The sequence below is a fragment of the Thalassospira sp. UBA1131 genome (assembly GCF_002311515.1).
GTDB lineage: Bacteria > Pseudomonadota > Alphaproteobacteria > Rhodospirillales > Thalassospiraceae > Thalassospira.
The window spans coordinates 1-2,517 of the sequence record NZ_DCAO01000014.1 but is presented as its reverse complement, the minus strand read 5'-3'; the positions used below and the strand labels follow the sequence as shown (position 1 = coordinate 2,517).

General features: G+C 55.7%; 4 protein-coding genes. 1 reads left to right on the top strand and 3 read right to left on the bottom strand.

Translation table 11 applies throughout. From position 1 onward, the window contains the following. The 3 genes from B3Z49_RS01895 to cysE all read right to left on the bottom strand — a co-directional run. A partial coding sequence (locus tag B3Z49_RS01895; RefSeq protein ID WP_296987891.1) for an aminotransferase class V-fold PLP-dependent enzyme occupies window positions 1-335 on the bottom strand: 335 nt, incomplete at its 3' end. Window positions 336-384: 49 nt separating this feature from the next. Continuing rightward, window positions 385-867, bottom strand: a complete 483-nt coding sequence (locus B3Z49_RS01890; RefSeq protein WP_008890645.1) for an Rrf2 family transcriptional regulator — start codon at window positions 865-867, stop codon at window positions 385-387. 74 nt (window positions 868-941) lie between these two features. Next, window positions 942-1,661: a serine O-acetyltransferase gene (cysE, locus tag B3Z49_RS01885; protein WP_081579304.1), complete on the bottom strand. Its 720-nt coding sequence runs from the start codon at window positions 1,659-1,661 to the stop codon at window positions 942-944. 245 nt (window positions 1,662-1,906) lie between these two features. Between cysE and B3Z49_RS01880 the strand changes: the two genes are divergently transcribed. Next, the coding region (locus B3Z49_RS01880) for an alpha/beta hydrolase (protein ID WP_296987889.1) at window positions 1,907-2,517 on the top strand (611 nt) is incomplete at its 3' end.

Here is a 2,517-nt window from a genome sequence, read left to right as displayed (position 1 = left end):
TTTTCATCCACCGGGATGCGTTTGGCGTCCGGTCTTGCTTCGATGACCGAAGGATGTTCGACCGCACTGGTAAATACGGTGACATCTTCCAACCCGTTCAGCGCCAGATTGTTGGCCTCAGTACCGCCGCTGGTGAAGATGATCCGTTCTGAATCACCGCCCAGCAAATCGGCAATGGTGCGTCTTGCATGATCAACGATCTTGCGGGCCGCACGGCCACTGGCATGAACCGAAGACGGATTACCTGCAACATCCATCGCAGCGATCATGGCCTGCTTTGCATCTTCGCAAAGCGGCGCGCTGGCGTTGTAGTCGAGATAAACCTGGTCGGTCATCAGTTTAAAATCATCCTTATTCGCATCTGCCCTCGATATAGAGGACCAACTACTGTGCCGCAACCTGTGACGGCTCTTCGATCTGGGTCGTTTTACCCGGGAAAGTCCGAAGCGTCCCCGCCACGTTGCGATCCACCACATCGGCAAGACTGACAGAGGCCAGATAAAGATAAATCTGGTTGCCGAGTTCTTCCCAAAGTTCGTGGGTCAGACAACGGCCCTTGTTGGTCTTGCAGCCCTTGGGAGAGCCGGACTTGCAACGGGTTGCACGGATTGGTTCATCAACCGCCAGAATGACATCGGCAACACGGGTTTCAGTGGCATTGCGTGCAAGCAAATATCCACCACCCGGGCCGCGCACCGAACGGACCAGACCGCCCTTGCGCAATTTGCCAAACAGCTGTTCAAGATAAGAAAGCGAAATTTCCTGGCGGTCCGCAATATCTGCAAGCGCGACCGGTCGGTCCTTGCTGCTTTCAGCGAGATCGACCATCGCCATAACGGCATAGCGGCCTTTGGTACTCAGCTTCACGGTGCGTCCTCCTGCCTTGCTTTGGGGTTAACCCCGAGCGGGCTTTTCATTCATGTTGCGCGGTGGCGCGTATTCTATTCCGATGATGCGACGATACGCGGCTTTTCCGGTGTGGCGTCAGATGCAGCCTTTTCACCCTCAAGGGCGACCACCTTGTTGCGCAGCGTTTCGACCTCACGGCCAAGTTCTTCAAGCGCACGGGCAACCGGATCGGGCAGATCGCCAAGCGGCGTACCATAGGCACAGAACCGATCATCCTGTTCGCGGCGGACGATCTTGGCTGGGATACCTACAACGGTCGCACCCTCGGGCACTTCACCCAGGACCACGGCGTTGCCGCCAACACGTGCATTCTTGCGCACGGTAAATGGTCCAAGGATTTGCGCGCCGGACCCGACAATCACACCGTCCTCGAGGGTCGGGTGACGTTTCAGGCCACGCTGGCCGTCGCTGTTCACGCTTGGCGATGTCCCGCCAAGGGTAACGCCTTGATACAGTGTGACATCATCGCCGATCTCGGCGGTTTCGCCGATCACGACACCCATGCCATGGTCAATAAAGAAGCGCTTGCCAATCGTCGCACCCGGGTGAATTTCGATCCCGGTCAACCAGCGCAAAATCTGCGACAGGAAGCGTGCCGTCAGGCGAAAACCGCGCTGCCACAGCCAATGTGTCCCGCGATAGCCCATGATCGCATGAAACGCCGGATAGCTGATCACGACTTCCCAACGGGATCGCGCCGCAGGGTCACGGGCGATCATCGCGTCAATTTCCTGACGAATTAGCTTGAACATGGGGCGGTCCACTGTGTAATTAGTACCTTCGATTCCCGGCAGCCACGCCCAGCCCCGTCCTTGCACATAAGCAATTGTCGGGTTCGACAGGCACCATCGGGTTAGCCGGAATATAGGATAACCGAGTAACTTGGTCAAGTATTTGCCCAAAGCAATTTATGCGCAAACACGAAAAAACTTACAAAAACACTCGGATATTTTTGTTACACACATCTTTCCATTCGTGGACAGGAGCAGTCTGATCCATGCCTGAGGTCATTTTTAACGGCCCCGAAGGTCGCCTTGAAGGTCGCTACCACCATAACGGCGCTGACGATTCGCCCATCGCACTTATCCTCCATCCGAACCCGCAACAGGGTGGCACAATGAATAACAAGTTGTGCTTTAACATGTTCAACATGTTCAAGGATCGTGGCTATTCCGTCATGCGGTTCAACTTCCGTGGCGTCGGCCGCTCGCAAGGCGTATTCGATCAGGGGATCGGCGAACTGTCTGATGCGGCATCCGCGCTTGACTGGATGCAGACCTATAACGCCAATGCGCGCGCAACCTGGGTTGCCGGTTATTCATTCGGTTCCTGGATCGGCATGCAGCTTTTGATGCGCCGTCCGGAAATTGACGGATTTATTTCGGTCGCAGCCCCGGCAAGTGAACATGACTTCACCTTCCTTGCCCCCTGCCCGTCATCCGGCATTCTGATCCACGGCACGCAGGACACCAACATTCCGGTCGCCTCGGTCAACAAGCTTGCCGACAAGCTGAATGCCCAGAAAGGCATTGAAGTTGACATGTGCGCGATTGACGGTGCCGATCACTATTTTGCCAAACAGCAAGACGAAGTGATCAAGCATTCGAT

What these genes read in the sequence shown, in the direction of transcription:
- cysE (WP_081579304.1), bottom strand. Translation starts at nt 1,661, where the DNA reads ATGTTCAAGCTAATTCGTCAGGAAATTGACGCGATGATCGCCCGTGAC.